Source organism: Nitrospirillum iridis (assembly GCF_014205765.1).
Classification (GTDB): domain Bacteria; phylum Pseudomonadota; class Alphaproteobacteria; order Azospirillales; family Azospirillaceae; genus Nitrospirillum; species Nitrospirillum iridis.
The window spans coordinates 1-23,568 of sequence record NZ_JACIIZ010000018.1; the positions used below are offsets into that span (position 1 = coordinate 1).

The 23,568-nt window shown below is 60.3% G+C and carries 18 protein-coding genes; 17 read left to right on the top strand and 1 reads right to left on the bottom strand.

Going from position 1 to position 23,568, the window contains the following annotated elements:
• The 17 genes from FHS74_RS25385 to FHS74_RS25465 form a co-directional block, all read left to right on the top strand.
• Positions 1-1,855 (top strand): condensation domain-containing protein (locus tag FHS74_RS25385; protein WP_246463362.1); only part of this gene is annotated, 1,855 nt, incomplete at its 5' end.
• 127 nt (positions 1,856-1,982) lie between these two features.
• Positions 1,983-2,483 carry a GNAT family N-acetyltransferase gene (locus FHS74_RS25390; protein ID WP_184807041.1) on the top strand — a complete coding sequence of 167 codons (501 nt, stop codon included), beginning with the start codon at positions 1,983-1,985 and terminating at the stop codon, positions 2,481-2,483.
• 437 nt (positions 2,484-2,920) lie between these two features.
• On the top strand, positions 2,921-3,292 hold the full coding sequence (locus tag FHS74_RS25395) for a cupin domain-containing protein (RefSeq protein ID WP_184807044.1): 372 nt from the start codon (positions 2,921-2,923) through the stop codon (positions 3,290-3,292).
• Positions 3,289-4,344: a pyridoxal phosphate-dependent aminotransferase gene (locus FHS74_RS25400; RefSeq protein ID WP_184807046.1), complete on the top strand. Its 1,056-nt coding sequence runs from the start codon at positions 3,289-3,291 to the stop codon at positions 4,342-4,344. Before FHS74_RS25395 ends, FHS74_RS25400 begins: the two co-directional genes overlap by 4 nt.
• Before the next feature lie 41 nt (positions 4,345-4,385).
• Positions 4,386-5,216 (top strand): RNA-binding protein, encoded by an 831-nt coding sequence (locus tag FHS74_RS25405; RefSeq protein ID WP_184807049.1) that lies wholly within the window; start codon positions 4,386-4,388, stop codon positions 5,214-5,216.
• Positions 5,217-7,022: a non-ribosomal peptide synthetase gene (locus tag FHS74_RS25410; protein WP_184807051.1), complete on the top strand. Its 1,806-nt coding sequence runs from the start codon at positions 5,217-5,219 to the stop codon at positions 7,020-7,022.
• Position 7,023: 1 nt separating this feature from the next.
• A complete protein-coding gene (locus FHS74_RS25415) occupies positions 7,024-11,553 on the top strand; it encodes a non-ribosomal peptide synthetase (RefSeq protein WP_184807053.1) in 4,530 nt (1,509 codons plus the stop codon).
• Between the two features lie 5 nt (positions 11,554-11,558).
• On the top strand, positions 11,559-14,300 hold the full coding sequence (locus FHS74_RS25420) for an acyltransferase domain-containing protein (RefSeq protein ID WP_343067039.1): 2,742 nt from the start codon (positions 11,559-11,561) through the stop codon (positions 14,298-14,300).
• On the top strand, positions 14,275-15,330 hold the full coding sequence (locus tag FHS74_RS25425; protein WP_184807064.1) for a methyltransferase domain-containing protein: 1,056 nt from the start codon (positions 14,275-14,277) through the stop codon (positions 15,328-15,330). Before FHS74_RS25420 ends, FHS74_RS25425 begins: the two co-directional genes overlap by 26 nt.
• Before the next feature lie 9 nt (positions 15,331-15,339).
• Positions 15,340-16,179 carry a thioesterase II family protein gene (locus FHS74_RS25430; protein ID WP_184807066.1) on the top strand — a complete coding sequence of 280 codons (840 nt, stop codon included), beginning with the start codon at positions 15,340-15,342 and terminating at the stop codon, positions 16,177-16,179.
• Positions 16,176-16,901 carry a DUF6875 domain-containing protein gene (locus tag FHS74_RS25435; protein ID WP_184807067.1) on the top strand — a complete coding sequence of 242 codons (726 nt, stop codon included), beginning with the start codon at positions 16,176-16,178 and terminating at the stop codon, positions 16,899-16,901. The genes FHS74_RS25430 and FHS74_RS25435 overlap by 4 nt, the downstream gene beginning before the upstream one ends.
• Before the next feature lie 242 nt (positions 16,902-17,143).
• Positions 17,144-18,775: a cyclic peptide export ABC transporter gene (locus FHS74_RS25440; protein WP_184807068.1), complete on the top strand. Its 1,632-nt coding sequence runs from the start codon at positions 17,144-17,146 to the stop codon at positions 18,773-18,775.
• A complete protein-coding gene (locus FHS74_RS25445; RefSeq protein ID WP_184807069.1) occupies positions 18,772-19,623 on the top strand; it encodes a prohibitin family protein in 852 nt (283 codons plus the stop codon). The genes FHS74_RS25440 and FHS74_RS25445 overlap by 4 nt, the downstream gene beginning before the upstream one ends.
• A 468-nt stretch (positions 19,624-20,091) precedes the next feature.
• Positions 20,092-20,385 carry a DUF6072 family protein gene (locus tag FHS74_RS25450; protein WP_184807070.1) on the top strand — a complete coding sequence of 98 codons (294 nt, stop codon included), beginning with the start codon at positions 20,092-20,094 and terminating at the stop codon, positions 20,383-20,385.
• Between the two features lie 322 nt (positions 20,386-20,707).
• Positions 20,708-20,920, top strand: a complete 213-nt coding sequence (locus FHS74_RS25455) for an MbtH family protein (protein ID WP_184807174.1) — start codon at positions 20,708-20,710, stop codon at positions 20,918-20,920.
• A gap of 89 nt (positions 20,921-21,009) precedes the next feature.
• Positions 21,010-22,176, top strand: a complete 1,167-nt coding sequence (locus FHS74_RS25460) for a phosphoserine transaminase (protein ID WP_184807071.1) — start codon at positions 21,010-21,012, stop codon at positions 22,174-22,176.
• A gap of 63 nt (positions 22,177-22,239) precedes the next feature.
• A complete protein-coding gene (locus tag FHS74_RS25465; RefSeq protein WP_184807072.1) occupies positions 22,240-23,052 on the top strand; it encodes an inositol monophosphatase family protein in 813 nt (270 codons plus the stop codon).
• On the opposite strand, the gene FHS74_RS25470 is transcribed toward FHS74_RS25465, so the two are convergent.
• Positions 23,042-23,506: an Lrp/AsnC family transcriptional regulator gene (locus FHS74_RS25470; protein ID WP_184807073.1), complete on the bottom strand. Its 465-nt coding sequence runs from the start codon at positions 23,504-23,506 to the stop codon at positions 23,042-23,044. The two genes, FHS74_RS25465 and FHS74_RS25470, sit on opposite strands and share 11 nt — an antisense overlap.
• Between the last annotated feature and the right edge of the window lie 62 nt (positions 23,507-23,568).

Here is a 23,568-nt window from a genome sequence, read left to right on the forward strand (position 1 = left end):
GGTAGGGCAGGCGGTGGTGGTGCTGCGGGAGGATCGTGCGGGCGAGAAGCGGCTGGTCGGGTATGTGGTGGCGCGGGACGGGGGCTGCGCGCCGGCGGCGTTGCGGCGGGCGCTGGCCGTGCGTCTGCCGGACTACATGGTGCCGGCGGCGATCCTGGTGCTGGACGCGCTGCCGCTGACGCCGAACGGCAAGCTCGACCGCCGGGCGCTGCCGGCGCCCGATTTTGTGCCCACGTCGTACCGGGGGCCGTGCACGCCCGAGGAGGAGATCCTGGCCGGGCTCTTCGCCGATCTGCTCGGGCTGGACCGCGTCGGCATTGATGACAGTTTCTTCGATCTCGGCGGAAATTCGCTGCTGGCATTGCAGATGATCGGCCGGATCCGCTCGACCTTCGGGGTCGAGGTTCCGATCCGGACGTTTTTCGAGACGCCCTCCGTCGTCTCGTTGGCCCCGCAGCTCGGCCGGGGCGGGACGGCCCGTCTCGCCTTGAGCCCGAGACGGGACGATCGGTCGAATGCGATACCGCTGACCCCCGCCCAGCGCGGCCTGTGGTTGTTGGACCAGATCGAGGGGCCGGCGGCGACATACAACCTGCCCTTGGCCTTGCGCCTCAGCGGCCCATTGGACGCCGGTGCTCTGGCCGGCGCCCTGGCCGCTGTGATGGAGCGGCATGAGAGTTTAAGAACGCTCTATGTCGAAAACGACGAAGCCGAGGCGCAGGGAATCCTGCTGCCTTCGCCCCTGGGGGCCAATTTTACTCTGATCGAGACGGGCGCGGACGAGTTGCCGGCGAGACTCGCGCAGGCAGCCGCGTACGCCTTCGATCTGTCGCGTGAGCCCCCCTGTCGCGTCACCCTGTTCCGACTGGCCGAGCACCATCATATCCTGTTGATCGTGCTGCATCATATCGCCGGCGATGGCTGGTCCATGGCGCCGCTGCTGCGCGATCTCGCGACCGCTTATGCCGCGTGCCGAGAAAATGAGGTACCCGGATGGGCACCCCTGCCAGTGCAGTATCGGGATTACACGCTATGGCAGCGCGAATTGCTCGGCAGCGAGGCCGATCCCAACAGTCTGGCCGCGCAGCAACTGCGCTACTGGCAAGCGGCACTCGCCGGCTTGCCGGAGCGGCTCGCTTTGCCGACCGATCGGCCATATTCGCGGGTCGCAAGTCGGCGCGGCGACCATCTCGAATTCAGCATCGATGGCACCTTGCATCGGCGCTTGTCCGGCTTGGCACGTGAGAGCCGAGCGACGCTCTTCATGATGCTGCAGGCCGGACTGACGGCGTTGCTCGCCGGCTTCGGGAGCGGTACGGATATCGTTTTGGGCAGCACCGTCGCCGGACGGACGGACCAAGCGCTGGACGATCTGGTCGGCTATTTCGTGAATACTTTGGTATTGCGCGTCGACATATCGGGCGATCCGAGCACCCGAGAGTTGCTGACCCGCATAAGAGAAGTCGACCTCGCCGCCTATGCGAACCAGGATCTGCCGTTCCAGCGGCTGGCGGAGCTGCTGAACCGGCCGCGCTCGCTGCCACTGTTTCAAGTGATGCTCGTGCTGCTGAACACCGTCGAGCCGAACTTTGTCGCACCGGCTGTCACGGGGGAGTTGGAGTTCGTCACCACGGGAACCGCGAAATACGATTTGACCATCGCCTTTGCCGAACGGCGTAGCGCAGACGGGATGTTCCAAGGCATCCAGGGATCGATCGAGTATGCGACGGACCTGTTCGACCGGGATACGATTGCACATCTTGCGCAGCAGTTGCTCAGCCTGCTCACGGCAATGGTCGAGAAGCCCGATCAGGTCATCAGCACGCTTTACTCAATTCCTGAATGCAAAAAATGAGATTCGTCATTGCCACAAGGGATGAAGGTATGCGCGCGCCGGGAATGCGGAATCCTGCTGAAGCGAGTTCAGCACCAAATCGATGCGCGCAACCCGTCGAGGCGTGCGGGGGCGGGCACCCAACGTCATGCGTAAGATCGGGAGGAAAGCTTTGGTTGAATTGATTGAACTGCAGGACGCTGACTTCGAATGGCTTACCGATGAGCGCCTCCCGACCCGCGCAGGGCTGATACGGCCGCCCGGCGGTCTCGATGACATCGCCGTGCTCATGGTGATTCGCCGGATGACGAGGCGCCTTGCCGAAGCAGGATGCCGCGCTGCTTGGATGGTCGTCGCGGATAAGGAAGTCGTCGGTCTCTGTAGCTACAAGGCGCCGCCATCGGCCGGACAGGCCGAGATCGGCTATGGGATCGCGGCCAGCCGTCGGACCCTCGGGTACGCGACGAAGGCAGTCGGTACGATCATCAAAATTGCTCGACGCGATCCTGGGCTGAGGGCCCTGGTTGCCGAAACCGCAGTCGGGAATCCAGCGTCCGCGCGTGTACTCGAGAAGAATGGGTTTGTCGAGGTCGGGCGTCGAAACGACCCCGAAGATGGTCTGATGAGACTGTGGGAACTCCTGGTCTAAATTTTGGCGGATGTCGTTAGTTATAGCGTCGCGGGTAGGTTTCGTACCGATAAGCGCACAAAAATAATCTTGACAGGCATACTTGGGTGCATCATCGTAATTCGCGTAAGGGTAGAGTTTAATTGTTAATTAAACTTAATTGGGCGCCCACCCCTCGAAAAAAAAGCTATTTGGCGAGCTTTCCTGACGGTGCGTCATAGCCGAGTCTGCCCCTGATCGGGATGGCTCGCGAATATTGTGTGTGCGATAAATAATTATCGACTTCTATAAAGATCAGGGTGGCCTGCTCTGCTCGGCCACGGTTCGTTTATTTGTAAGCCCATGCAACCGGCATGCGCGCTCGACAGCCTGGTTTGAGCCCTATCGAATCGTCTTGCCTGTGCTGGATCGACTTGCTCGTGGAAGGACCTCGCGTCTTGGTTGAGCCGGATCTGCCTATGCTGATCGATGATCTGCCGCGGTTCGCGCCGGTGGCCGGACATTTCCATGACGTGCCGTTCTATGTTTCGCGGGAGATGTTCGGCGGCGTCCCGATCGAGATCGCCGGAGGCGAAATTGCCCATTTGGTGGAAACGCCGGTGGCGGCGACGCATAGGCATGATTGCCCCGAAATCTACCTGCTGCTCTCGCCAAGCCCCAAGGGTGCTGTAATCGAGGTCGAGGTGAACGATCAGATCTTCACAGTCGTGTCGCCTGCGGCGTTTTATGTGCCTGCCGGAGCGCCCCATCGCTTCGTCACGCGCCGGGCCGAACGGGGTAGCTACTGTCTCGGCGTTCTCCTGCCCCGCGCGTCAAGCGGTGGCGCATGAGCCAGGCGCGCCTTTTCGATATGGGCGACAGCAACCTCTTGAGGTTGCAGCTCAGCGAGTCCCATTGGGGACCTTCTCCGAGCGTTCGGGCCGCGCTCGACCGGGAACGCGAAAGGTTGCACCTCTATCCGGATCCGAGCGCCCACATCCTGCGCCAGTCGATCTCGGCATTCCACGGTGTCGCGGCCGAGCAGGTGCTGATCGGCAATGGTTCCGACGAGGTTCTCCTGCTCCTGGCGCTCGCTTATCTCGCGAAGCGCCGGATCGTCGCTGTCACACCTGGTTTCCCCGGCTATGCGATTTCGTCCCGTCTTGCCGGCGCGCAAGTCGAGATCGTTCAGCAAACCGAACTCGGTGTCGGTCTGGACGACATTATGACACGGCCACGAGCCGACGCCGCCTTCATCTGTCATCCCAACAATCCGACTGGCGGCATCGTGTCGAAATCGGCGCTTGCGGCCTTTGTCGCCCAAATGGACCGAGACCGGACGCTTGCCATCGTCGACGAGGCCTATGCCGAATTCGCAGGAGCAGACTTCGCATCCGCGATTCCTTTTGTGCGGGAAGGAAGTGAGATTGCCGTGTTGCGGACATTCTCGAAGGCCTACGGCCTCGCCGCGCTTCGCGTGGGTTATATTATCGCACCTCGCGCCGTCATCGCGGCGATGGAACAGGTCCGTGCCAGTCTTCCTTTCTCGGTCAACCATCTGGCGCAGGTCGCCGCGCACGCGGCGCTGTCGGATCAAGCCCATCTCGGTCACGTGCAAAGCCTGACCGCGCAATCGCGCGAGGAATTCTGCGCCCGGCTTGCCGCGATGAATGTCCCGTTCCTTCGATCGGACACGAATTTCGTTGCCGTAGGTCCTCTGCCCGACGCCGGCCGGCTCACAGTCGAACTGGAGCGGCGGCACGGCATCCTCGTGCGGCACCTGAAAAGCTTCGGCTTGCCGAACTTCATTCGTATTTCCATGCCGATGCCGGATGCGCTGCCGCGTGTAGTCAACGCGATCAGCCTGTGTTTGGCGGCCAGCTTGAACAGAGAGGCGGTTTAGCTGTGGCGCATTCCGAGTCCTCGTCCCGTGAACTGCCTTGCATGAACCCGACCGAGGAAGACCAAAACCTCCGGTTTCGCTATGGACGTGGGAGTTACTATGAAGAAGGCACCTTCATAACCCGGACACTGGACGTAATATCCAATGAACATCAATTGATGTGCCATGACGAGAGAACTTTTCAATTACTTCATCTGCAAACCGAGCTTGCCTGGTATGATATGCATTTCGAGCTCAGAAAGGCGATCCGTCTCATCAAAGACGCCGAGTTCACAGCCGCGATATCGATCATCCATCGCGTAAATCGTCTGTCCGAAATCCCCATTCTAGCCATCGACATAATGTTAAGTTGTATAAATCAGTTTGGATTGCTCAATTTCCGTGCTATGCTGCCGAACAATGCAACGGGAATTGATTCCCCGGGCATGATAAATTTAAAATATGCCGCAAGAACAATTTGGAATCAGTTCAAATCAAATGTAAATGAATTGGGGTATACACTAGAGGAATTCGCTATGGCGCGCGTCTCGGGATTTCCAGACAATGCGCGGGCCCGTGATATCGGGGCACTCTTTGATGGAATTCAGCAGCTCGACATCAAGATTATGAATTGGAAGCAGTCCCACCTCAGAATGGTGTGGATGTATCTGGGCGGGGCGGCTGCGGCAAGTGCCTCTCCGCGGGATCGGAAAACCGGAGCCCCGTCGAGGCAGTCGACCGAGACCGATGACGCGCCGGTCCCGACCAGTTTGCGCGGCCGGCCGATCACGGAGCTGCAACGCATGACGGCAACGCCTCTTTTCCCAGAACTCTGGAAATTATCCGATGTCGTCTACGAGCGGATGAATGCCCAACGTCATGTAGGTGCATAGATGAACGGCCCGTTCCACTCAACGAAACTGCTCATCGACCGGTTTGACGAGCAGGCTTTGCGGCGACCCGAGGCTATTGCTGTCGTCGACCAAGGCGTGACGCTGACTTATGCACAACTCTTGGCCCGAGCTCGCGGTCTGGCCGCGCAGTTATGCGCGCGCGGGATCGGACCTGGATCAAGAGTCGGGGTTCTGGTCGGGCGATCTGTCGATCTCGTCGTCACGATCGTCGCCGTCGGTTATACGGGCGCTGCCTATGTTCCCCTCGACGTGGACTGTCCGCCCGATCGGGCACGCTTCGTACTCACCGACGCCAAAGTTTCGTTGATCGTGACCGATCAACCACTTGGCGAGCAGCTCGGCATGGCGGCGCTCCCGCCCGCGGGATCGGCAGAAGGCGGGGGGGGCTCCGACCTCACGAGCAGATCAGCACCAAACTCGAACGATCCCGCCTACATCATCTATACTTCCGGTTCGACGGGGCAGCCGAAAGGCGTGCTCGTTTCCCACGGCAACGCGGCACGATTGTTCGACGCGACGAAGTCCTATTATGACTTCGGTCCAGAGGATGTCTGGCTGCTGTTCCATTCGATCGCCTTCGATTTTTCCGTGTGGGAATTGTGGGGGGCGCTCGCCCATGGCGGTCGGCTCGTCGTGGTCCCCTACATCGTCTCCCGATCCGGTCGGGAGTTGATCGCGTTGGTCGCGTCCGAGGGCGTGACCATCTTGAATTTGACGCCATCGGGTTTCCGCCAGCTCGTTGCCGACATTGTGCTTGATGAGTTGGTGCTGCCGGATCTGCGGTGGCTGATCTTTGCAGGCGAACCGCTCGCGCCCGTTATGCTGACAAAATGGTGCGACCGATTCGGCGACAAGCACCCCCAGATCGCCAACATGTACGGCATCACCGAAACGACTGTGCATTCCGCCTTTCGACGGATCCGAGCGCCGGACCTGCTGGTCCCGCGCAGCCCGATCGGGCGGCCGATCGACGATACCACGATCACACTTCGCGACGCGGAGGGACGGCTGGTCGGTCCCGGCGAGATCGGCGAAATCTGGGTACACGGACCTGGGGTGGCGCTCGGCTATCTCGATCGGCCAGAACTGACGGCTTCGCGATTTTTCACGGAGGGGCCGGGAGCCTTGTTCGATACTTACCGGTCCGGCGATCTCGCCGCCTGGAACGCCGAGGGCGAACTCGAATACCACGGACGGATGGATGACCAGATCAAGCTGCGAGGCTATCGCATCGAGCTTGGCGAGATCGAGCATCGTATCCGTTTGGCCTGGCCGGGCTGCGAAGCGGCGGTGATCGTGTCGGGTGAAGGGAGCGAGGCGCAACTCGCCGCCTTCATGACCGTCGCGGATGGCAAGATGATCGCCTCGACCGAAATCCGTCAAGCACTTGCTCCGCATCTGCCGTCTTACATGATGCCAGCCACGATTATGGCCGTCTCGGAGCTGCCGCTGACGGTAAACGGCAAGACCGATCGGGCGGCCCTGCGGAGACGTTTGTTGCGCGCGAGTAGCGACAGCGATTCCTCGACGGCGGTCGGTGCCCCTTCGACACTGTTGGCGATCTGGCGCGACGTCCTGAACGTGCCGGACCTCGGAGAGGCCGACAACATCTTCGATCACGGCGCGAATTCATTCTTGGTTGTCCAGGCTTCGCACCGGATCAAGCGTGAATTCGGGGCCAAGCTCACGCTTCGGGAAATCTTCACCTCGCCGAGCGTCGCGGAAATGCTCTCGGTGCTGGCTCAAAAAGCTCCCTCGATTGTGACGCAACTGGTGTCCGGATGAAATGGCCGTCGAACTCGATATAGCCGGCCAGCCCGTCGGCCGCCAGTCGCCAATGGATCGGCCCTCCGCAGCGGGAAGGAGTCTGAGCGCCGACCAGCATCAAATCTGGACGGCCCAACAACTGAGTCCGACGAGTACGATCTACAATGCGGGGTGCCCGATTCTCATCACGGGCGCTCTCGACATAAGACTTCTGTTCGAGGCGCTGTCGGATCTCTATCGACGGTACGATATATTTCGCTTCCAAATGGCCGAGGGCGGTGATCGCTGGCTGCTGGCGCCGGAACCGGCTGAGCAACCGCCTGCCAGCGTCATCGATCTTTCGTTCCTAGCGGGAGAGGAACTCGCAACGGCCTGGCGTCGTCGGGTCGCTGATCTCCGCGCGCGCGTCATGGATCTGACCACCGCGCCTTTGGCCCATATCGAGCTGATCCGGCTGTCCCCAACCGAACATATTCTGGCGTGGTTTCACCATCATCTGATTACCGACGGCACCAGCCAGCGGATCCTGATTGCCGAACTCGGGGCTCGCTACGAGCATAAGTCCGAGGATCGCGCGTGGCCGCATGTTCCGCCCTTGTCGTTCGCGGAATATTTGATGGAGCAGCCCGACGTCGCGGGTAACATCCCGCCAATCGAGGCCACCGTGCCCTTATTGCCGGCGTCAGCCATGCCGCATCCGGGCGAAAACGGTTTCCCGGCAGATTTCACCAGAACTGCCATCGGTGTCGGCCCGGCTGGCGCGACCGAGCGCCGCCTCCCGCCGGATCATTCGAAGCGGTTGACGCAATTCGCGCGATCGCGGCACGCGAGTCCGTTGATGGTGGTCTTGGCCGCCTATGCCGCGGTGTTGGCACGGTACAGCTTGGAGAGCGGCGTTTCGATCGGCCTCCCGATCGACAGGAGACAGGCACGTCACGCGGGCATGGTGGGGATGGCGGTCCATACGCAAGCCATCCGCATCGCCGTGCGGCCTTCGGCGACCATGGACGAGTTGGTGAGCATTGCGCGCGACGCGATATTTGCGGCGCATGAAGCGATGGACGCTGAGGCCGGCGTCCTTGCCGCGGCAAACCCGGCGCGAGCGAGATTTGCCGTCCTTTGTACCCATGAACGCATGCACGAGCCGCGTCGCTTCGGCACGGTGGTGTTCACGCCGGTGGTCGTCCAAGAACGGCGAGATACGTTCTTCGAATTCTCGCTCACCCTGGTGGAGACCGAGAATGGCGAATACATGCTGCGTGCCGAGTACCGAGCCGACCTTTTCGCGGCCGAGAGCGCTGATCGGATCCTGGATCATATCGCCGAACTCCTGTCCAAGGCGATCGACGCGCCCGATATGGCGGTGTGCGATTGGCCGCTGAACATCGCCGATCATCGTTGGCAATATTCGATCGATGGGGGGGCGGACGCTCTTCCGTATCGGACCGTCGATCATATGGTCGAAACGGCTGCAAAGGCCAGACCGGCCAGCATCGCGCTCGAGCACGGCCCAAGCACGCTCAGCTATGGCCAACTGATGAACCGCGCCGAGCGGATCGCGGCGGGGCTGGCGGCCCACGGTCTGAAACGAGGAGACATCGTCGTTCTCCTGTTTCATCAGGGCATTGATGTCATCGTCGCGATGCTCGGGGTCATGATGGCTGGCGGCGCCTACATGCCACTCACCCCCGAGGACCCGGTCATCCGTCTGAACGACTGTATAGCCGATGCGAAACCGGCGGCGATCGTGACCGGCGAAGGTGTCTCGTCTGGGGGATTGCGTGTCGACACGGCCTTGTTTTCCTTCGTCGCATTGGAGGCCGGGGCAGCGGGGGTTTCGTTTGTACGGCCCTCGACGGGTCCGGACGACCTCATCAACGTCCTCTACACCTCGGGATCGACGGGCAGGCCGAAGGGGGTGATGCTGCCGCACCGGGGCGTGCTGAGGCTGCTTGGGCAGGCAGGTGTCGTCGAGGTTTCCAGCACCGACATCATGATGCAACTGTCGCCGTTGAACTTCGACGGCGCCACATACGAGATCTGGGCCGCTCTGACGTCGGGCGCCCGCCTTGTGATCGTCGACAAGACAATCGTGCTCTCACCGATCGCGCTGGGGCATGCGCTCGAGGGGGCCGGGACAACCATCCTGCTGTTGACTACCCCGCTGCTGAACCGTTTGATCGAGGACGCACCGCATGCCCTTGGCAAACTCCGCAAGGTCGTCTTCGGCGGCGAACTGATTTCCAAGCGGCACATCGCGGTCGCCTTGGATCATGTGTCCGGCGACGTCCTTCTGCACACTTACGGTCCGACCGAGAACTCGTTTACCTCGTGCTCGTTCCTCATCCGGCACGTCGATGAGAGGGCGCCGACGATCCCGATCGGAACGGCGGTCAACGGCACCGGCGTTTTGTTGCTCGATGACAGGTTGCGACAAGTGCCGGTCGGCGGTTTGGGTGAGCTTTATCTGACGGGCGACGGTCTGGCCCACGGCTATCTCAACGATCCCGCGAAGAGTGCCGCCGCCTTCCTGCCGAATCCGTTCGCCACGGCGTGCGCCGATCGGCGGATGTACCGCACCGGCGATCGCGCGCGCCGCCGGTCGGATGGCGCGATCGAGTTCATCGGTCGTACCGACCATCAAACCAAAATTCGTAGCCAGCGCGTGGAATTGGCTGAGGTCGAGGCCGTGTTGCGGCGCAGCGACATGGTCAGGAGCTGCATCGTCGTGGCGATGTCGCGAACAACCGGTGAGAAATATCTTGCGGCCTATGTCGTGCGCCGGCAGCAGGAAAGCGCCCACGCCGCGCCCGCGGCCGGCATGCATGAGCCGGCGCTGCGGGCATTCTTGAGGGAACGACTGCCGGAATTCATGATTCCGGCGCATATCGTGGAACTCGACAGCCTTCCCCTCAACGCCAACGGCAAGATCGACAGATCCAGGCTTCCCAAGCCCTGGGAAGCAGGGCCGCCGGTTCCGCTCCGCCGCGGCAATCTTACGCCGATGGAAGTGGAGATCGCTGCAATCTGGTCGCATGTCATCGGCACCGAGATCGACACGGTCGAGGCGCATTTTTTCGATGTGGGCGGGCACTCGCTGCTTCTCGCGCGGGTTCAAGCCGAAATTGCACGCCGTCTAGCGCGCAAGGTTTCTATTGGCGAATTGTTTAAGTTTCCGACAGTCCGTGAACTGGCCAGTCATCTGGACGGCGGCAGCACCGCGGGCCTTTGGACGCCGCCGCGCGATCTCGCTGCCTTCGTCCGGCAGGAAGACAACGCTATCGCCATCGTCGGCATGTCCATTCGAGCGCCGAAATCGCCCTCCCTCTCGGCTTACTGGGACAATCTGGTCGCCGGACGGGATTGCATCACGCGTTTTTCGCCCGAAGCCGCGCATCCCGTCGCCCGCGACCGGCTGGGCGGTGCAGGAGACAGATGGGTGCGTGCCTTCGGCGTGGTCGAGCGGGCGTTCGAGTTCGATCATGAATTTTTCGGCATGACGGCGCGAGAGGCTGCGCGCACCGATCCGCAGCAGCGCCTCTTCCTCGAATGCGCATGGGAGGCCCTGGAGGATGCAGGGGTCCCAAATGGTGGGATGGGCGCGCGCGTGTGCGTTTATGCTGGTGGTGCTCCCGGCGCGCTCGGCGGTCAGGGGGAGGAAGGGGATGGCGCCGCGGGATTGGCCGACGCGGTCGGTTCGAGCATTGCCTTCCTGGCGACGCGGACCTCCTTCAAACTGAATTTGCTGGGCGAAAGCGTCATGGTCGAGTCTCTTTGCTCGACCTCGCTGCTGGCCGTTCACATGGCATGCGCGTCGTTGCTGCGCGGTGACGCTGACTATGCCCTCGCCGGCGGTGCGAACCTTCTCTTTCCCCAGAACGTCGGATATCTCTACGAGCCGGATTTCATCCTGTCCGCCGATGGCTATTGCCGTCCCTTCGACGAGCGTGCGGCGGGAACGGTGCCGAGCAACGGCGTGGGTGTCGTCTTGCTGCGAAGGCTGAGCGATGCGCTACGTGACCGCGACCCGGTCTATGCCGTGATCGCCGGTTCGGCCGCCAACAATGACGGCAATGGCAAAATGGGATATTACGCGCCGAGCGTCCGGGGCCAGGCCGCCGTCATTTCCAGCGCTCTGGAGCGCGCCCGTTTCGACCCGTCGACAATCGGCTTCGTAGAAGCGCATGGCACGGCGACGGCGCTTGGGGATCCGATCGAGATCGAGGCTTTGAATCAAGTCTTCCGCGCCTCGACCCGGAAGGCGGCGGTCTGTGCCCTCGGTGCGGTTAAGGGAAATATGGGGCATATGGGGGTCGCCGCCGGTATCGGCGGGCTGATCAAGGCGGTCCTTGCCGTTCAGTCTGGCGTCATCCCGATGAGCCCCCATTTCCAGCGCGCAAATCCGCTGATCGAATTGCCCCGGACGCCCTTCTATATCTCAGCGCAAGGTCAGGCGTGGCCGGAAAAACCGACGCCCCGCCGGGCCTGCGTCAGCTCATACGGTATCGGTGGGACGAATGTCCATGTCGTGCTGGAGCAGGCGCCTTGAACGCCGTGGCCCCAGCGCGTCGCACGGCGGGCTTGGCTCTGCCCAGCGTCGTGCCCGTCTCGGCGCGGAACGCATCCTCGCTGGTCAGCGGGCTCCATCAACTGGCTGACCATATCGAGCGTAATCGCGACGTTCCGCTCGTCGACATCGCTTATTCCTACCAGGTCGGCAAGGTCGCCTTTCCCTTTCGCGCCGCCGCGGTCGCTCGAACCCACGAAGAGATGATTGTCCACTGCCGGACGCTGGCCGGCCGGTTGGAGCGGTCAGCCCCTGCCGGTGTCTCGGCCGTAGCGGAGCCACGCGTCGCTTTCCTTTTTTCCGGGCAGGGGTCGCAGTATCCCGGAATGGGAAAGGAATTATTCGACACCTCGGAAATCTTCAGAGACGCCATCCTGCGCTGCGCGGCGGTGTTGGATCGAAAATTGCCGGTCCCCCTACGAGATTTACTGTTCGAGGCGGAATTCGCTGCGATGCTCGGTCGAACCGAATTTACGCAACCAGCGTTGTTTGCATATCAATACGCGCTCGCGCAGCTCTGGATCTCGATTGGATTCGTCCCTTGCGTGGTGCTCGGCCATAGTCTCGGCGAGTGGACGGCCGCCTGCATCGCAGGCGCCTACACGCTTGAGGAGGCTTGTACCCTCGTTGCGGCGCGCGGCGCGCTGATGGTCGGCCGCTGCGAACCTGGCGCCATGATCGCGGTCGGTACGAACGCGGCGGCTGTGCACGATCTGCTTGGGAGCGGATACGATCTCGAGGTGGCCGCGATAAACGGCGAAGACCAGACCGTCGTGGCCGGGACCGGGACCGTAATTGAGGCGTTTGCGCACGAGCTCGCGCGGCTGGATCTTCCGCATCGGCGGCTCGATGTTTCGCACGCATTTCACTCCCGCGCGATGGTGCCGATGCTCGAACCCCTCGCTGGTGTCGTCAGTCCCATTCCGGTTCGGGCCCTCGACATTACGCTCATCGGCAACAGCGACGGGGCCACCGTGGCCGCGCCCCTGACGGCCGAGCACTGGCTCAGGCAGACGCGTGAACCGGTTCAGTTCACGCGGTGTCTTGAGACCCTCAATAGTCATGATTGCGACGTCGTCATCGAAATCGGGCCAAAGGCCGCTCTTGCCCATCTGGCGAGAGCGGTTTTGAATTCGGATACTCTCGTCGTTTCCGCCCGGGCGGGCCAGACCGGTGAGCCTCACGCGATCGCCGACGCACTGGCGGAGTGCTGGGTGGCGGGGGTCCAAATCCCCTGGGATTCGATTGGGGGACCGGACCGACGCAGGGTCCGCGTTCCGACCTATCCGTTCGACAGGACAGAGTCGATGGGCGCCACGGCCGATCCGGGGCGATCCGGCAATGCGGCGCCTGCGGAACAGGCACCGATGAGCGAGCGGCGTTCGACGCCCCAGGCAAGGCGGCCCAGCCTGGCCGTGCTCCTCGAAATCTGGTGCGACACGCTCGGGAAGACCGATGTCGATGCCGATACCGAGTTCGGCAAATTGGGGGGGGATTCGCTCGATGCCATCAAGTTGCTGAATCACATCAGAAAGGCGACGGGCGTAACGATCTCGATGGCCGAGCTGTACCGCTTGGGCACGCTTCGTGCTGTCGCGGAGCTGCATGAAGGCCGGGCGGTGGATTCGCCGCCGGAAACCGGCGCACGGGCGAGCAGCGCGGGTCGACAAAATGACGGGGGGCAAGCGCCGCAGGCCCGGCGGCAGATGGTTGGGGAGACCGAAATACGCCCGGGCACCGGCCCGGCTCAAGCTCAAGGTTCGGCGCCGCAGACCAATCCCATGGGCTCGCGTATGATTGGCGCCAAGGCAACGAGGCCCTCGCCCTGGTCGCCGAGACGAGTTCTAGTCGCCGGCGGCAGACCGGCGATCCGTTTTCATCTTGTGCGAGAGTTGTTGTCGAGCTCGGGTGCCGACATCTACACGTCACCCTATTCGCGAGACATGGTGTCTCGACTTCCGATCGAAGATGCGGACCGTGTCCGGGGCGTCAACCTGGCCGGGGCTGAGGACGGTGATTTCGACCAGGTCTTCGTTCTTGATGCGCCGCATCTCGTCGCTCTCGACACCGCCAACTGGCTTTCGGTCGACGGGGCGGCCCTCATCGCGCTCCCGGTGACGGCGACGCGCGACTTGCGCCAGGCCGCCGAGGATGCGACGCGCCGTGATCCACGGGTGCGGACCTGCGTGATCGGCCAGCTTGCCGCGATCGGGCAAACCGAGCTCGACAAGGATTTTTCGGCAGGTGCGGCGCGCCTTGCCGAAATCGCGGTGAACGCGGTCGGCTCTGGTGTTCTGCCGGATATCGCCCTGGATGTGATCCGGCCGGTCGATGCGGCGACGGCTCTGTTCACGCTCGCGCAGATTCGTGACCGGCCCGAGCGGCTCTTTGCCGTCCATGCCGACAAAGGGATGGAGATGGGGAGCCTGGCGGATGCGCTCAGAAGCTTCGGATATGGCGTGGCCGTTGTGCCGTGGCATGCTTATGCGGCCGTTCTCGCTGCTAATGTGCCGGATTGTGCAGGGTTTCTTGCCGATCTCAGCGTGCTCGCCGCGCCTGTGCCGTCGGAAGTGAAGCGCCTCGATTTGTCCGAAACCGGAGTTTCGCTGTCCCCACCGGATCAGCTTTCGCTCAAAGCCGTCTTACTGGACGCGATCCAGTCCGGCACCGTCCCACAGCCTCGCAATTGGAACGAACTCCATCATGAATTCGCCCGTCACCGAGCTTAAACGACCCGGCGTAGCCGCCACCGGCGAGCATCGCGGCAGTCTTCCGCCCTTGGACCCCGCGACGATGTTCAACGGCTTCATTGGCGCGAATGTCGCATTTGCCTTGGTCGAGAGCGGCGTGTTCACTGCGCTGGCGCCCGATGCCCATGCGACGATTCCGGAACTTGCGCGCAGCGCAGCATGCCTCGAATACCGCTTGCGCCCCTTGCTGCAAGCGGGACGACACTTGGGCCTCGTGACGATCGACGATGAAGAAACCGTATCCTGGACCGACAGTGGACGCGAATTGCATCGGAACAAGGGGTATTTCACTTGGTGCGTGGGGGGCTATGGTCGCTTCCTCCGGGAACTCGGTGCATTGACGAGAGAACCCAGCCCGGCCACGAAGTTGCGCGACGGTAGCTATGTCGCGCTCGGGGCCGATCAGAATAACGCCGCTTTGATGCAGCAAACATTGAATGCGGTCATGGATACGCTGGAGTTCCGCCGGGTTGCCGATCTCGGCTGCGGCAATGCGGGGCGCCTCATCGACTTTTGTCGTCGCTACGACGGAATTACAGGCGTCGGTATCGATATTAATCCTCTGGCGATGTCAGCGGCCGAGGAAAACATTCGCCAGTCACGGATGACGTCCCGTATCTCCCTACATTGTCAAGACGTGCTAAAATCGATCCAAGATCCGAAAATTCTGGAAAGTCTGCGGGATGTCGACGTTGTCACTTGTTTTATGATGCTTCATGATTTGATGAATGTAGATGATCTAAAAGATCATTTGTTCGATCGACTTAGGGTGGCCTTTCCATCCGCAAAATATTTCGTGATCGCCGATACGGCAACGATGGAATTTGATCAGGGTCTGATAGAGCGTCCAATATTTAATATTGGATACGAGTTATTGCACGCATTTATGGATACTAAGCTATTCACGAAACAATTCTATATAGAAAAGTTTATAACTGCAGGCCTGGAATTACAGTCATGTGATGATTTTGGAACGCCAAACACATATCTCTTTGTTTTGAAGAGTTGAACTCAAATCTTGAAAGACGGCCCGGCGCTGCATCGCCGGCTCGGCCCTTTGGCTCAATGTCAATCGATGGGTTGGACGATGACAAAATCTGGAGAACTCCAAGCGGCCGACGGGAAGAATAAAATTCATCTTCTTTGCTTTCCGTATGCCTGCGGATCTGCATCGATCTACCGAAACTGGCCGGAAAATCTCCCGGAATACGTCGTGCGACCGGTCGAACTTGCCGGGCGCGGCGCCAGATTCGGCGAAGCGCCGGCGACCACGGTCCAGGAAATCGTCAGCGAGGTCCTTCGGGATGTCGTGAGCAAACTCGATTGCCCGATTTGCCTGTTCGGTCACAGCATGGGGGCGACGATCGCCTTCGAGTTGGCGCGGGCCATGGTAACGGGCGGGTTTGCGCCGCCTCTGCACCTCTTCGTCTCGGCGCGTATCGCCCCACAGGAGCCCTGCGAACCTCTGGCTTTGGCAGATGCCAGCGACGAAGCGGTGACGGAAGTTCTCCATCGCCTGGGCGGCACCAGCCCTGAACTTCTGGCTGATCCAGGTTTCCTGGAATTCTTTCTGCCGGTGGCACGCGCCGATTTCGGCCTAGTCAACGGCTATGTCTACCAGCCGTCTTCGCCGCTCCAAATACCGATAACCGCAATCAGCGGGTCCGCCGACATGACGGCCCCGGAACCGAAAATGTTGAGTTGGCGGCGCGAGACGTCGATGTCTTTTCGACATCATGTCGTCGGTGGCGAGCATTTCTACATCGATCACAATCCGGCGAAGCTGTTGGACATCGTCGGTCGAATGGGCGCGAGCCTCAACCTGTCGCTCGAGGCCCGCCTCAGGAGGCAGGGATGACCACGTCCGGCAACCTGAGGTCGTTGAGTGAGATTCTAGAACTGTCAGCCGCTACTCTCGGCGATCCGCCCGATCATGCGGAAGGATCGCTGCTGAAGTGCGTCGCCCGCTGGGCGCGGGCCTATCTCTGCGAGCCGCATGCGGAACTCGGCCGGACTGGCCCGGTCTGTCCCTGGTCGCCGACGTCGATGGAATTCGATCTCTTCATGATGACTGAGTTGCCCTGCGACGGTATGAGCGACGCGCAGATCGAGCAGGATATTCTTGCGCTGATTCCGCGTTTCCAGGCAATCCCCTTGCGAAAGCCGAGCCAGAGCCAGTTCAGGACGATCGTTGCGGTCTTGCACGGACTGACACCCAATGAACGCGTCGCTAAGCTGCATTCGGCACTGAAGCCGGCATTTCTCGACGCGGGCTTGATGCTGGGAGAGTTTTACGACTCATGTGACAAGAGAGGTATTCGAAATTCCGCGTTTCGGCCGCTCCGTTCGCCTGTCCCGCTGCTGGTCATCCGAGAAATGCTGGAGGTCGACTTGGCCTTCCTGTCCGATGACGTTCGATTTATCAGGGCCTATCTCAAGGCACACCCGAAACAGGGACATATAATGATCCAGCAAACGCTGTCAGGCACGGCGCAATTGCCCCTCCCGCCGGAACAACGCGAAATATTGCAGGCCTTCCTGGCGGAAGCCGAACAACGCCCCCACCGTGGGGCGAAGTGAAGGGACGGCGCCCGGCACGAGCCGACAAACCGCTCGACGCATATCGCCGGAGGTTGTAGGTATAGTGCTCAAAGTTGCAGAGAATCGGCGCTCCACCGGTGACCACCGCGCGCATCAAACATCCGAACACGAAGACTGCGAAAGTGAAACCTTGATGGATTTCCTGTCATGGGCGCGAAGGCCCGGTCGTGCTCATGGACATGTCGTGGCGTTCTGGGGAGCTGAAAGGGAATGTGTCGCGAATGGCGCTTGCTGAACTCCTGGATCGCGAGGCCGCTGGTTCGCGTCGCGAACTCGCTGCTGCCGTGATTGTGTCCGGAGCGGCCAACGCCGCGATTCTGGCAGTCATCAATGGTGCTACGCAATCCGTTTCTGCCGAGTCACTCGATCTCCGCAATTTGGTGATTTTCGTCGTCTCCATGGCGCTCTACGTCGTTGGGCTCAAATACACCTTCGATACATCAACGCGCATCTTCGAGCAGGCTCTCACTAAATTACGAATTCGTCTTGCCGAGAAAATCGCCGGTTCCGAACTCTTAGTGTTGCACCGGATCGGCAAGGCACGAATTTTCCAGGCGATCACCCAGGAGACGACCCTTATCTCCGAATCTCTTGGGATCCTCGTTGCCGCGGCTCAATCCGTGGTGATGGTCGTGTTCTCGTCGATCTACATCATGACCATGTCGCTGGCGGCCTTCCTGACCATTCTTGGCGTGATGGCGGTCGGGGTGCTTATTTTTATGTCGTCGCAGAAGGAACTGATGCAGTTCATGCACCGCAGTGTCGCCGAGGAGGTCCGTTTCGTCGGTATGACCAGTGATTTGATCGATGGTCTGAAGGAAATCAAGCTCAGTCGCGCCCGGGCATCGGATGTAGTCACCGACCTCACCCAAGTCGCCGTATCAATGCGTGATCTAAAGATCAAGACGACCGATCAGTACAATCTCAATACGATATTCACTTTGTCATTTTTTTACACATTAATTGGATTTATTGTTTTTATACTGCCGGTATTCATCGAGCGCTCCGCCGATTCCGTTCAGGAACTGATCACGTCCGTCATGTTCGTTCTCGGGCCGGTCTCGATGATACTGAATGCCGTGCCCGTCTACACGAAGTCCAACCGGGCGGCCCAGGCGCTGCACGCGCTGGAAGCCGAAATAAATGAGATGACGGATTCGGCCAAGTCATACGAGCGTCCGGTCCGACCATTCAAATTTCGACAGTCGATTGACTGCCGTGGCGTCGAATTCGGCTATCCGAACGGCGATGTGGAGATTTTTCACATCGGGCCTATCGAACTCGCCATCCCGCATGGCGAGATTACGATGATCATTGGCGGGAATGGCAGCGGCAAGACGACCCTGTTGAAGGTCCTGGCCGGTCTCTATCTGCCGACCGGAGGTCGCCTGAGCCTCGATGGCAAGATTGTAACTGCCGATTTACTGCAGGATTACCGGGAATTGTTCAGTGCGATCTATACTGATTTCCACTTGTTCCGAAAGCTGTATGGCATCTCGGCCGGTTCCGACGCCATCGCGGCCGAGCTTAGCCGCATGCGGATCGGCGACAAGATCGCCTACGGTGCCGAAGGTTTCAGCACGCTCGACCTCTCGACCGGCCAGCGCAAGCGCGTAGCTCTTGCTGTGACTCTCCTTGAGGATCGGCCGATCATGATCTTTGATGAATGGGCGGCCGATCAAGACCCAGAATTTCGAAGATTCTTTTATGAGGACCTGCTGCCCGAACTGCGGGCGCAAGGCAAAACTTTACTTATTGCGACCCATGACGATCGATTTTTCTCTGTTGCAGACACTGTCGTCAAAATGGAATTGGGCCAAATCCAGTCGATCACGCGGAAGACGACGTCATGACCGAGCTCCAACAAACCTTGCCGCCGGTGCCGCCTGCTGGGCTGACCACGCGCAAATTACGCCGTTGGCTCTACGGCCTCTTGTTTGTTCTGTTCGGATTGCTGATCTGGCACAGCGTCTTCATTCCCATCGAATCCGGTCAGCTCGGCGTCTTGTGGTCGCGCTTCGGCGGCGGCACGGTCAAGGATCATGTCTTCGGCGAAGGCTATCGTGTCATCTGGCCCTGGAATCGGATGCAGATTTACGATGTGCGCCTTCAGGACATGCATGGCACGGTAGAGACGCTGACGGCTGATGCGCTTCGCGTATCCGTTGATGTTACCGCACGTTTTGCGCCGCGGGCGACGGATCTGACGACGCTGCATCAGACCGTCGGGCCTCGCTACAGGGAGACCGTGGTCTGGCCTGATGTTGTCGAGGCTGTGCGCCACGTTATCCGTCAGTTAAAGCCGGACGATCTGCGCGTTCTGGGCGAGGTCGAACTCGCCGGCAAGGTCGATGCCGCGGCGCGGGAGGCGATTCAGAAACATTGGGTCGATCTCGACCGGGTCTTGATCACCCGTATCGCGTTGCCTGATCGGCTCGACGCCGAGATCCAGGACAAACTTGCCGAAGAGCAGAAATTGCTAGCCTATCAATATATACTCAAGCAGGCCGAACAACAGAACCAGAAATGGCAGATCGAGGCTGACGGTATCCGTCAGTTCGAGGAAAAATCGCACATCTCGATGCTGAAATGGCGCGGTATTGAGGCAACCGAGCAATTAGCAGCGTCGCCCAACACCAAGATCGTCGTGACAGGTAATGGTGGAAGTCAGATTCCGGTGTTGCTCAGCGGCGATAAATAGGCCTGATTAGCGATTTGTCATGCGCCGGCGCTTTCGGTGAACTCGGTTGCGCCGGTCCTTTGATCGGCGGTCCCGCGCCCCGATAAGCGGCCCAATGCCGCGAGGTCGATTACCCGCTGTGGATGTGGGGTCGCGATTGGGCAATGACTCGGACCATGTTCCAAATTGAGTTGAGCGGAAAGCGCGTGACGCGACGGAAATGGCTTGACGCCGAGCAATTCCATCCATAATATCAACCATTACTTGTGCATTGTTAGAATTGCGTGATATATCCTATGAAGCGTAGTTAATGGCTCGCTATAAGTTGTCACGATATGATTTCTCGGATTTGTCGCATTGTTTTGTCTGCCAATAGCGATGGAAAGCGTAATCAAGAGTTAGTCACTTTGATGTTGTACAAGCTCTTCCGGTGTTGATGTGGTATCCTCGCGTAGCCCGTATTGGGTGAACTCGGAATTGGAGACGAAAATGGCGAAAGTCGAGACCGATCAAATCGATGTTTTGGGGAACACCGCTCTCCTGGCCGGCGAAATCGTTGTTCCTGGTGCCAGTGACATGATTGCTGGAAATATCGCCTCGGGTGCCGGCACATTGTTGGCTTCTGGTTTGGTGGCTGCCGTGATCGCGCCATCGATGCCCCTCATCGGGATTTTGGCGGCCGTGGGCTTGCGGATCAATTCTTTCCGCCACGCGACGACGGGTCAGCATGTCTGGAGCAATGTCCGGATGAGGCGGAGCGGGGTGTTCGTCGAGAAGGCGTGACCGCACCGTGGACCGGACGGGAGCGCTGTCGAGGCCTCCGCGGGCTTGACGGGAAGGTGTTTGGTCTGGTGGGTCGATTTGCGGCCTTTCGCGCCAATAGGACCGAGCGTGTCGGTCGATTGTGCGATGGGTGGCAATTGACGCGTGAGCGGTCTGCGTCGAACCAACGTCGGGCCGTCAAGTCGTTGGCGGGCGCTCGGGTTGGGCGATGCCGTCGCGGAACGTCACCCTAGCCTTGGTGAGGTTCGGGCGCCTGATCCATATCGTTCCCGGACGTTTTCGAGATCCGAAAAGCCATCCCACTCGTAATCAGGTCGTGACGATGCCGAATCCATTTGATGACGACAGCGGGACCTTTCTCGTTCTGGTCAATGACGAGGGGCAGCATTCGCTGTGGCCGGTCTTCGCCGAAGTTCCCATTGGATGGAACGTCCATTTCGGCCCCGGAAGCCGACAAAGTTGCCTTGAATATATTGAGGCTCATTGGACTGATATGAGACCGAGAAGCCTGGCGGCTGCGATGGACGGGACCTGAGTCACTCCTGAGTTCTCGCGCCGGAACAACCGGTGTCGCGAGGCAGCTCCTCCTGCGGGCTGGCTCGAGGCTTTCACAGGATGAACAGGATGGCGGTCCCGAAACCGACTCTCAAGCCTCTGCGGCCTTGGTTCTCCTCGGGGCCTTGTGCCAAGAGGCCCGGTTGGGTGCCGGCCGGGTTGAGCGATGCCGTTGTCGGTCGATCACATCGCGCTCCTGCAGGCCGGGCAAAGCTGCGTGAAATCATAGACAAGTCGAAGCATCTGCTCGACTTGCCGGTGACTTATAAGCTGGCGATTGTGCCGGGTTCCGACACTGGTGCGATAGAGATGGCGTTGTGGAATCTGCTGGGGCACACCGGTGTTGAGGTCTGCTGCTGGGAGAATTTCGGATTCACGTGGCTCGCCGATATCGTCGGACAGTTGAAATTGACGGACGTCACCGTTCATAGAGCCGACACCTATGGATCCATACCGGATCTCGCTAAGGTGAATTTCGAGCATGATGTCGTCTTCACCTGGAACGGCACTACGTCGGGCGTCTGTGTTCCAGGAGATAGCTGGATCCCAGAAACTCGAAAGGGGCTTACAATTTGCGACGCCACGTCGGCTGCGTTCGGAATGGAGATCGACTACCGTAAACTGGATGTCGTTACCTGGTCCTGGCAGAAGGCGCTGGGCGGGGAGGGTGCGCATGGCATGATCGCGCTGTCTCCAGCGGCGATCGAGCGCCTCTCGACGTTCACGCCCGATCGGCCTTTGCCGAAGATCTTCCGGCTCGTGAAACAAGGTGTTCTTCTCGGAGAGATCTTCGATGGGTCGACAATCAACACGCCGTCTATGCTTGCGGTCGAGGACGCGCTCGACACGTTGAACTGGTGTATCGATATCGGAGGACAGGCCGAGTTAATCAGGCGGTCGCGACGGAATCTGGACACCATCGCACGCTGGGTATCCGCGAATCCGCATATAGACTTTCTCGCCACTGATGCGAGAACGACCTCGTCGACCAGCATTTGTTTGAAATTTCGCCACGATGTCTTCGACGCGCTGACCGATACAGGCAAAGCAGATTTCACGAGACGAGTTTGTGCCAAGGTCGAAGAGAATGGCGCCGGATACGATATCGGTTCGCACCGAGAAGCCCCGCCCGGCCTCCGAATCTGGGGTGGCCCGACCGTCGAGACGGAGGATATCGACAGGCTGTTGCCTTGGATTGACTGGGCATTCTTGGAAACGACACGGGAATTCGCCTGAGGCCGCTGGCGGTTCGCAGCGAGACCGAAGCGTTGCCAACCTCCGAGCGGCCAGGTCCGGACGATGGATGCTTTTACAGCAGAATTGCTTCGATTTGCCGAACATCTCGCAGATGAGAGCAGGGTGCTGCTCGAAGGGGCGGCGACCGCGCGGGTGAATGTCGAATCCAAGGCCGATAACAGTTTCGTCACGGAGGCGGACCGCGCCATCGAGGCCAGGTTGCGCGGGCTGATCGAACGAACATATCCGCAGCATGGTATCTTGGGTGAGGAGTATGGGCCTCATAATTTGGAGGCCGAGATCGTCTGGGTGCTCGACCCGATCGACGGTACCGCCCCTTTTATTGCCGGGATACCGGTCTATGGCACCCTAATCGGCGTGAGCCGGTTCGGCAGGCCTTGGATCGGAGCGCTCGACTATCCTGCCACCGGCGACCGATGGCTGGGTGCGGCGGGCGCAAGCGCCAGCCGGAACGGGGTCGCGATCCGCACACGGCCATGCGCGGGCCTCGGCGCGGCGCTCATGACTTGCTCGAATCCTGATTTCTTTCATGACGATGAGTATGCGGCCCTCACCCAGGTGCGCAATGCCGTCCGCTATACTTTGTATGGCGCGAGTTCCTTCGCCTATGGCTTGCTCGCGAGCGGCCGGACCGATCTCGCCGTCGATTGCGGCCTGAAAGCCTATGATGTTTTCGCGCCCGCGGCGGTGATCTCCGGTGCCGGCGGCATAGTGACGGACTGGTCCGGTGCCGACATCACGCTCGGCGCACCAGTCCCCATCGTTGCGGCGGGGGACGCTGCGCTCCATGCGCAGGCGCTGGAGCTGCTTCGGGCGTCCCAAACGGCCGGCTCGTCGCGCCGGATCAAGAGATAGGGAGGGCGAAGCTCTGCTTCACCGTCTGGCTCGGAACATCCGTCTTGACGCTCTGGATCCCATTTCTTCGCGTCAGGTGGGTGGACTGGAATTTCCGGTAGCCGTCGAGGTCCGCGACGACGACACGGATCAAGGCATCGCTCTCGCCCAGCATGATGTAGCACTCCACAACTTCGGGAAGCTGCTCCATCGCCGATATGAAGAGGTCGATCGTTTCCGCGTCTTGCGTCGTGAGCCAGATGCGCGCGAAGAGCGAGAAGCGCAGCCCGATCTTGGCCGGATCGATCACGGCCACATACCGGTCGATCACACCGGCATCCTCCAGCAAACGAACGCGTCGCAGACATGGGGAGGGCGATAGGCCGACCTCCTTGGCCAGTTCCACATTCTGCAGCCTTCCATTGCGTTGGAGCGCGCGAAGGATCCGCTTGTCGATCGCATCCAAGATTAGCATAGAATGCCAATATCATGCAAAAATTATTCGATCAATGCCAAACTAACGACGATTTTCGATAT

What these genes read in the sequence shown, in the direction of transcription:
- FHS74_RS25440 (WP_184807068.1), top strand. Translation starts at nt 17,144, where the DNA reads ATGGCGCTTGCTGAACTCCTGGATCGCGAGGCCGCTGGTTCGCGTCGC.
- FHS74_RS25400 (WP_184807046.1), top strand. Translation starts at nt 3,289, where the DNA reads ATGAGCCAGGCGCGCCTTTTCGATATGGGCGACAGCAACCTCTTGAGG.
- FHS74_RS25465 (WP_184807072.1), top strand. Translation starts at nt 22,240, where the DNA reads ATGGATGCTTTTACAGCAGAATTGCTTCGATTTGCCGAACATCTCGCA.
- FHS74_RS25455 (WP_184807174.1), top strand. Translation starts at nt 20,708, where the DNA reads ATGCCGAATCCATTTGATGACGACAGCGGGACCTTTCTCGTTCTGGTC.
- FHS74_RS25445 (WP_184807069.1), top strand. Translation starts at nt 18,772, where the DNA reads ATGACCGAGCTCCAACAAACCTTGCCGCCGGTGCCGCCTGCTGGGCTG.
- FHS74_RS25450 (WP_184807070.1), top strand. Translation starts at nt 20,092, where the DNA reads ATGGCGAAAGTCGAGACCGATCAAATCGATGTTTTGGGGAACACCGCT.
- FHS74_RS25410 (WP_184807051.1), top strand. Translation starts at nt 5,217, where the DNA reads ATGAACGGCCCGTTCCACTCAACGAAACTGCTCATCGACCGGTTTGAC.
- FHS74_RS25415 (WP_184807053.1), top strand. Translation starts at nt 7,024, where the DNA reads ATGGCCGTCGAACTCGATATAGCCGGCCAGCCCGTCGGCCGCCAGTCG.
- FHS74_RS25405 (WP_184807049.1), top strand. Translation starts at nt 4,386, where the DNA reads ATGAACCCGACCGAGGAAGACCAAAACCTCCGGTTTCGCTATGGACGT.
- FHS74_RS25390 (WP_184807041.1), top strand. Translation starts at nt 1,983, where the DNA reads ATGCGTAAGATCGGGAGGAAAGCTTTGGTTGAATTGATTGAACTGCAG.
- FHS74_RS25395 (WP_184807044.1), top strand. Translation starts at nt 2,921, where the DNA reads ATGCTGATCGATGATCTGCCGCGGTTCGCGCCGGTGGCCGGACATTTC.
- FHS74_RS25470 (WP_184807073.1), bottom strand. Translation starts at nt 23,506, where the DNA reads ATGCTAATCTTGGATGCGATCGACAAGCGGATCCTTCGCGCGCTCCAA.
- FHS74_RS25425 (WP_184807064.1), top strand. Translation starts at nt 14,275, where the DNA reads ATGAATTCGCCCGTCACCGAGCTTAAACGACCCGGCGTAGCCGCCACC.
- FHS74_RS25435 (WP_184807067.1), top strand. Translation starts at nt 16,176, where the DNA reads ATGACCACGTCCGGCAACCTGAGGTCGTTGAGTGAGATTCTAGAACTG.
- FHS74_RS25460 (WP_184807071.1), top strand. Translation starts at nt 21,010, where the DNA reads ATGGCGGTCCCGAAACCGACTCTCAAGCCTCTGCGGCCTTGGTTCTCC.